Origin of the sequence: Streptomyces sp. NPDC093568 (genome assembly GCF_044764945.1) — a bacterium.
Taxonomy (GTDB): Bacteria; Actinomycetota; Actinomycetes; order Streptomycetales; family Streptomycetaceae; genus Streptomyces.
In genome coordinates, this window is sequence record NZ_JBIWJD010000023.1 from 42,655 (window position 1) to 50,089 (window position 7,435).

The following is a 7,435-nucleotide window of genomic DNA, read 5'->3' on the forward strand; positions in this document are numbered from 1 at the left end:
AGATCTCAAACGCGGTCTCAGGGTGTCAGTTCCGCCATCACCGCGGGGGCCAGTGACGGGTTGGAGGCTGCCGCCTCCGCCACCAGGTCGTCGTTGTCGGTGAGGAGTTGCGCGATGTCGGCCGGGGGCAGGTTCGGGTGGGCGGCGGCCAGGGGGCGGGCGTGTCGGTCGGTCAGGCAGGCCAGTAGCGCGGGAGCCGGGGCGTGTGGGTGCCGGGCGACCTTGCGGAAGACCTTCCGCACGGGGGGCTGGTGCCGGGTCGCTTCCTCCAACAGGGTGGACGAGGCACTCGGGTTGGCGGCCACTGCGGCCACCACCTGAACTCCGTGGCGGGCGACCATGGCGCGCAGGTGGGCTTCGGACAGGCCCGGGTGGGGTGCGACGGACTTGGCCACCTTCGCGTCGGGGTCTGCGGCCAGCGTGTCGCGGATCGCGGCCGGCAGGTCGCGTCGTTGGGCCACGAGCATCCGTACGACCGGGTTGCGAGATGCGGCCAACTGCGCCGTCTCTTGGGGGGAGGCGGCGGCGATCCGCGGCAGCAGGGTGGAACCGATCCTGGTCGCCCGCGCCAGGTCGGCCAGCACGTCGAGCGGCACGTTCGGGTTGTGGGCCAGTCTGCGCTGCACGTCGTGGCCGCGGTCGGCGGCCAGCGTACGGATGAGGGTGTCGTCGATCGCGGGGTTCTCGGCGAGGTCGGCCCGGACTCCGGGAATGGGGTCCTTGGCGAGTTGCGCGCCCACGCTCGGCGGCAGGTCGGATCGGGCCGCGAGGGCGCTGCGCAGCAGCATGGAGGGGTGATCGGCGAAGCTGACGGCGGCGTCGATCGGGGTGGCGGGGTTGAGCAGTGCCATGCGCTGGATCTCGTGCACGGTCGACTGATGCGATCCGTCGCAGGCGGCGCCCGCGGGCAGTTCGCACTGGGGTCGCGGGCAGGACCGCTCATGCACGAACGGCGTCACCTCGCGGTCGCAGACCAGGCACCGCTGCGCCGGCGGGAGCCCTTCCCCGGTGATCAGCATGTCCAGCACGGGCGGTGGCGTGGAGTCGTTGGCCGCTGCCGCGCGGCGCACCTCGGCGTGCGGATGCCGGGCGAGCCTCGCGGCCGTGTCGGGGGTGGTCCACAGTGCGAGTTCCGCGACCACCTGGATGTCCGCGTCGGCGGCGAGCGTCCGTACGACGTCGGGTGGCAGGTCGGGGCAGGCGGCGAGCTTCTCCCGGACGTGGGTGGTCCGGTGGGCTGCCAGCAGGCGTGTCCACTCCTGCCGGCCGGCCCCTTCATCGAGGAGAGCGAGCGCGGCGTACGGCCGGACGGCGGGATCGATGTCGTCCGCGGTCAGCCTGCCCTCGTATGCCAGTTGGACGGCGATCTCGTCGCCGCGGGTGGCCAGCGTGGCCAGTTGCGCAGGAGTGAGGTCCGTGCGTGCGGCGAGCTCGCTGCTGAGGTCGGGGTCCGCGACGGTGATGAGCCGGTCGATCAGTTCGGGTGGCAGGGACGGGTTGGCGGCGAGTCCGTGCAGGACGTGGTTCACGGGCACATTTTGGTCGGACTTCCGTCGGATGGCTCGTGGATTTCAACGGTGAGGGCGCGCCCACAGCCGCGTGGGCGCGCCCCCTTCCTTGCTGACCCTCCTAGCTCAGCGGCTCCACCCAGATGTTGCGGTACCGCACCTTGTTGCCGTGGTCCTGGAGGCGGATCGCCCCGGCCGACGGTCCTTCCGGTCGGCCGCCGCCGGTCGGACCGTCGATCGTGATGTCGTCGTGGATCTTCTTGCCGTTCCAGACGACGGTGACCCGCGCGTCGGCCGTCTTGGTGCCGTCGGTGTCGAAGCGGGCCGCTCGGAAGGTGATGTCGTACGTCTGCCAGGTCTCCGGCGCTGTGGCGGCGTTGACGTCCGGAGCCTTCTTCAGATAGATCGCGCCGGCCTCGTTCGTGTCGAGCGTGGTGTCACCGAAGGAGTCGAGGATCTGAAGCTCGTACCGGTCCTGGAAGTAGACGCCGCTGTTGCCGCGGTCCTGGCCGGTCACGTCGTCCGGCAGGAGCGGTACGCGGAACTCAACGTGCAGTTTGAAGTCCTGGTAGGCGTCCTTCGTCCGGAGGTCGCCGCAGCACACCTCCATCGACTGCTCGTCGGTCAGCGGCCATTCCACGGTACGTCCGTCCGTGTGCTGCCACTGGCTCTGTGACGCGGCGGTGCCGTCGAAGAGGGAGATCCGGGCGCCGTGCGGGTGGACCGTGATCAGGTCCAGATTGACGTGGCCGGTGTCGCCGGAGTCGAAGCGGTAGGCGATCGTGTTCTGGCCCGCGCGCAGGGTGACCCGTTCGGTCTGGGTCGACCAGGTGTCCCAGTTGTTCGTGGAGGCGAGCTTGGTCTGTCTCAGCTTCTGCCCGTTGGCGTACAGGGAGAGGGACTTGGTGCCCTGGAAGGGGTTGGGTCCGTTGGAGTAGCGCAGGTTGACGTCGTAGTCGCCGGCTTTGGGGACGGTGACGTCGAAGGTGGTGGCGACCTTGCCCTCGGTGGCGTAGCGGTCGACGAAGCCGCTGCCGGAGTAGCCGGGGTGGTCGGTGTTGATGCCGGCGGTGCCGGTCAGCCGTGCCTCCTCGGCCTCGTACAGCGTCGCGGGTGGCGGCTGCTTGCCCGGCAGGGCGTTGAGCGTGTACCAGGCTTCCGTGCTCCACAGTGCCTCGCCGGACGTGGACGCGAAGGGGCGGGGTGAGCGGACGTGGACGACGTGGCCCGGTTTGAGGCCGTCAAGGCGCAGCGAGACCGTGCGGCCGTCGTCGGAAAGGGTCGCTGAGCGGACGTCGAGCCGCTGCTCGGCGATCTTCGGTCCGCCGTAGTCCGATGTCGGGGTGTAGCGCCACTGTTCGGCCTGGTAGCGGGAGGCCAGCTTCTCGGCGGTGGCCCCGGACAGCGGCTGGGTGTACTCCAGGTCGAAACCGCCGGGAACGGCGCGCATCTCCTTGATGTCGAAGGTGTTGCCGCCGTTGGGCGTCAGCTTCTGGAGACCGAACTTCAGCTTTCCTTCCTGGCCCCAGTTGCCGTCCGCGCCGAGCCCGCCCGCGTAGACCGCGCCGTCGGGGCCCATGGTGATGCGGTTGACGCCGGCTTCGAGTCCCTGCGTGTAGCGGAACACGGCGCCCTGGTACTGGCCCTTCACCTTCTCCAGATAGGCACGCTGGAGCCCGCCGTAGGTGACGTCACCGAGGAGCATCTGCCCGGCGAACCGGCCCTTGGTCAAGTACAGCGGTGTGCTGGGGGAGTTGGCGATCTCGTTCTGCGGCAGCCACAGCACCGGTTCGGTCACCGACCGGTCGTCGAAGGGGCCCGAGGGTTCGGTGTAGTGGTTGAAGAAGCGGTCCTGCTTGATGTGGACGAGCTTGGACGCGGGCAGCCAGCCGCCTTGGTTGTCCGTGGTGAAGATGTCGCCGCCGGGTCCCCAACCGATGCCGTTGGGGGTGCGCAGGCCACCCGCGATCGGCTGGATCTTTCCCGTCTTCTTGCTGATCTTGTACGTCGTCCCGCGGCCGGGGGCAGGCTGCGGAGTTGTCGTCGCGCCTCCGTAGTTGATGGCGACGGACAGGTTCACGTAGAAGTAGCCCTCGCGGTAGAGCAGCCCGAAGGCGAACTCGTGGAAGTTGCCGCCGTAGGGCCAGGTGGCGACGGTGCGGTACTCGTCGGTGACGAAGTCCCTGTTGGGGTCGACCAGTTGGGTCAGCTCGTGCTTCTGCGACACATACAGCGAGCCGTCGACGTATTTGATGCCCATGGGCTCGCGCAGCCCGCTCGCGATCTTCTTCACGGTCACCTTGTCGCGACTGGTGTCGCCGGTGACGTTGTTGAGGAGGTACGCCTCGCCCGTGGTGGTCTGTGAGCCGCCCCAGGTGGTGATGGCCAGGCGTCCGTCGGGCAGCCAGTCCATGCCGGTGACCTGGGGCTCGAAGCCGTCCGGTCGGAGGTCGGTGAGGGTGAGGTCGGGGCGTACGTCGGTCAGCGGCAGACCGTCGCCCGGGCTGTCGGCCCCGGACTCGCATTCCTTGCGGCCCGGGGCGGTGACCCGGACCACTCCGGCGTCGGTGCTCAGTGCCTCGCTCGGCACGGTGGTGAAATCGTTCGCCGACGGAGGCTTCCAGGCCAGTGCGAGGCGCTGTTCGCCGCCCCGTTCGAAGTAGTCGATGCGGAACGGGTGGGATCCGGCGGTGAGTTGGACGGATCCGTCCTTCGGCTCGGCGCCGTGCAGTCCGTCGTGGTCGATGACCGTCCGGTCGTCAATGGTGAGCCGGGAACCGTCGTCGCTGGTCAGGCGGAAGGTGTAGGACCCGTCGTCGGGGATGACGAGGTAGCCGGACACCTCGGCCGAGAAGTTGTCGGCGAAGCCGCCGAAGTCGCCGGTCGTGGACCAGTCCACGGTCGGCATCAGCTTGTCGTGGTTGGGTGTCTGCCCTGGCTTGAGCTTGCACAGCTTGCTGAGTGGGACCTGGGTGTCGAACACCCGCAGGGTCACTCCCGGTTCCTGGGGCGGGATGTCATCGGGGGCTGCGGCGGAGGGTGGCGCTGTCCACACGCCTCCGATGAGGAAACTTCCGAGAAGCAAAGGGGCGAGCCGTCTTCGGGCATGGCGGAACCACCGTTGATGCATCGGTCCTCCAGAACGGACCGGAGGCCGCCGGATTGCACTCCGGTCGAGTTACCCGCTGCGCGGGGGCGCGCAGAGGTGGTACTCGTGCGGTTGCGCCGATACCGTAGGGGACTTTCGCTGAGCGAGTCCATACTTTGTCATCAGCGAGTTCAAAGTCCTCTCGGCGACCTGGTACTGCACCGGACCGCCGCTCGATGCAGACTGTGCGTGCCGCTCGCCCCGGTGGTGCCTGCGGTGGACCTTGGATGCTCGGTGACCCGAAGGAGACCCGGATGGAACGAGGTCAGCTGCAGTGATGCGGCGGGAAACTCTCTCACCGGCTCGCTCAGGGCGTCTGTCTACGTCTGGCCGGTGAGGCCCTCGTGCGGCTGGCCCGGCAGTGCTGGGCGACTTGTCCACCGCGAGCTCCCTGTGCGAGAGGTTTCGGGCTCAGCGGCGGCGGCTCGGCATCGTTTCGCAGACGGCGCAGACGGCGCAGACGGCGCAGACGGCGCAGACGGCGCTCTCGGCCGACCCCCTGGCCGACATGCTGGGCTACTTCCACCGAGCGCATCCGAAGGTCAGCGTGCGCGTCGTCGATCCGGAACGAGGGCCTGCCGTGGCGCAGATGGTCGCGGCCGGGCAGCGCGAGTTCGGTCTGGTGGATGCCTCGGTGCCCAGGGCAGACCTCAGCCGGATCGACCTGCCCGGAGCAGGAGACGTGAAGCCGAGCAGCGACTGGGCGAGCGCGAGGCACACAAGCTCGAAGTCGGTCAACATCGAGGCCTGCCCAGCCGTCGTGGGCTCGCCAGCTCGTCGTCGATCTTCACGTACAGGGCGGTCAGAAGGGTCTCGATCGTCCAGCCCTACCAACCGAGGCGGGGAGGGGGCCCTCAGCATTCGTTACGGCGCGGGAGCGGGCCCCGGCTCACAGCTGGCGGGTGAACTCCTGGCGGTCGGCGAAGTTCTCGTAGCCTGCCCGTTCAAAAGCCATGATCATGGCGGTGTTGGCCGCGTCGCAGTCGCCGCGGATCTCCTCGGCGCCCGCTTCGACCAGCAGCCGCGTGCCGCGGGCCACCACCGCCGTCGCGTAGCCGTTGCCGCGGCAGGCCGGAGACACAGCCACCAGGCCGATCACCGCGGTCGAGGCGTTTTGGGCGGGGAGGCTGAGTGCAGCCGGCGTGCCGTCCGGGGCGTAGCCGAGTTCCCACCACGAGGGCTCGTACGAGAACTCCTCCATGTCCGCGAAGAGGCTCTCCGCCGCGCGCTGGGCGCCATGCCGGGCGACCCTGGCAGCGAGTTGGGCGTCGGCGCTGGTCGGCAGCGCCTCGGCGAGGAGAGCGATGAGCGGTTCACGGCCCAGACTGGGCAGGGAACGCCAGGTCAATCGGTCATCATGCGAAGTGAGTTCTACCCCGGAGCGGCGGCGGAAGCGGCGACCGTCACGGGCCCGCTCGAAGCCCGCCAGACGGAGAAGCTCGGCGCGCCGTTCCGGCTCCGCCTGGAACTGCGGCGGCTGCGTCGGCGAGTCGATGACGTGCTCCAGCTCCGTGGCGCCGAGCGAGCCGGCCAGGGCGACGGCCTCGGCCAGCAGCGCCCGGCCGGTGGCCAGGCCCGGCTCGTGCCACGGTGTCTCAAGGAGCACCAGGGCCATCGGGACGTCGTCCCCGGGGAGGGTCCACAGCGCGGTGGCCGCGGTGAGCCGACCGGCCTCGTCCTCCGCGACCAGGCACCACTCCGGACGGGTGCACTTCTTGGCAAGTAAGTCGGTGAGGTAGGCGGCCGTCCCGGCGTTGCGCTCGGGCTGGTCGGAGTGCTGGACGAGGGCAGGTAGTTCGTCTGGGCGCGCTAAACGTATAGGCATGTACTGGGATCATCCTGTCTCTCGATGACGTAGCTGGCTTTGCATGAAATCGCCACCCAGTGGCACCGGCAGGCCTGGCTGTTCCTGCCCTTGTCAGACCGACCATCAGACCCGGGCCTACGGACTGGATGCTGTCGGCCTCCTGCCGCAGCGGTGGATCCCACGGCCGATCGGCGGTGGTCGTGGCCTGGCGCAGGGCGGTGCGGCGTAGGCATCTCATTCCACCGGGTAGCGCACCACCAACACCCCCTCCACATCCCTCCCCACCGCCTCGTACAGATGCGGTACGTCCGCCGCCCACCGGGCGTGGCCGCCCGGGCCCACCTCGAGCGGGGCGGAGGCGGGACCAACCCGGGCCGTGCCGCTGAGGACCAGCAAAAGCTCCTTCGTGCCCGGCACATGAGCGGCCGAGCGCTGCACCGCGCCGCTCTGAATGCGGATGCGATACACCTCCGACACCGCAGCCGCGTCCTGCACGCGGTCGGTCAGCACCGCATGCACCGCCGCGCCCTGCACCGGTGCGGGGCCAACGACTGTGCTTAGCGGCGCCTCGAGGGCTGTGGTCAGCGCGTACAGCGTCTCCAGGGTCGGATTGCGCCGGCCGGTCTCCAGTTCCGAGAGCGTGCCCTTGCCGACGCCGGAGCGGCGGGCCAGTTCCGACAGCGACAGGCCGCCGTCCTGGCGCAGACGGCGCAGCCGCTCGCCCACCTCCTGGGCCAGGTCCATAGCTCTCCGCCCCTACCGCGCCGGTGATGCATTGTCGTGACGCGACTAGCGTTCCATAAACAGAACGTTCTGTAAACGGAACGATCGTGGCGATGCACACGCACCGCGGCTCAGGCGGGGTTCGGACTTACTCGTCTAGAGGTTGTCCCGTAACCGGTGGGGCGGTTGGTGCGTTGGCTGGGCATGGGTGGGGTGATCTCAGCGGATGATGCGAAGTGGATCGAGCCG

General features: G+C 69.2%; 4 protein-coding genes. All 4 read right to left on the reverse strand.

Annotation, left to right across the window (positions count from 1 at the left end; all coding sequences use genetic code 11):
• Positions 1 to 17: 17 nt before the first annotated feature.
• The 4 genes from ACIRD7_RS41220 to ACIRD7_RS41235 all read right to left on the reverse strand — a co-directional run bounded on the left by ACIRD7_RS41220 (position 18) and on the right by ACIRD7_RS41235 (position 7,207).
• Positions 18 to 1,529: a hypothetical protein gene (locus tag ACIRD7_RS41220; protein WP_403461237.1), complete on the reverse strand. Its 1,512-nt coding sequence runs from the start codon at positions 1,527 to 1,529 to the stop codon at positions 18 to 20.
• A 100-nt stretch (positions 1,530 to 1,629) separates the two neighbouring features.
• On the reverse strand, positions 1,630 to 4,638 hold the full coding sequence (locus ACIRD7_RS41225) for a family 16 glycoside hydrolase (RefSeq protein ID WP_403461238.1): 3,009 nt from the start codon (positions 4,636 to 4,638) through the stop codon (positions 1,630 to 1,632).
• 907 nt (positions 4,639 to 5,545) lie between these two features.
• A complete protein-coding gene (locus ACIRD7_RS41230) occupies positions 5,546 to 6,481 on the reverse strand; it encodes a GNAT family N-acetyltransferase (protein WP_403461239.1) in 936 nt (311 codons plus the stop codon).
• Between the two features lie 216 nt (positions 6,482 to 6,697).
• Entirely contained in the window at positions 6,698 to 7,207 is a 510-nt protein-coding gene (locus ACIRD7_RS41235) for a helix-turn-helix domain-containing protein (protein WP_403461240.1), read from the reverse strand.
• Positions 7,208 to 7,435 lie beyond the last annotated feature (228 nt).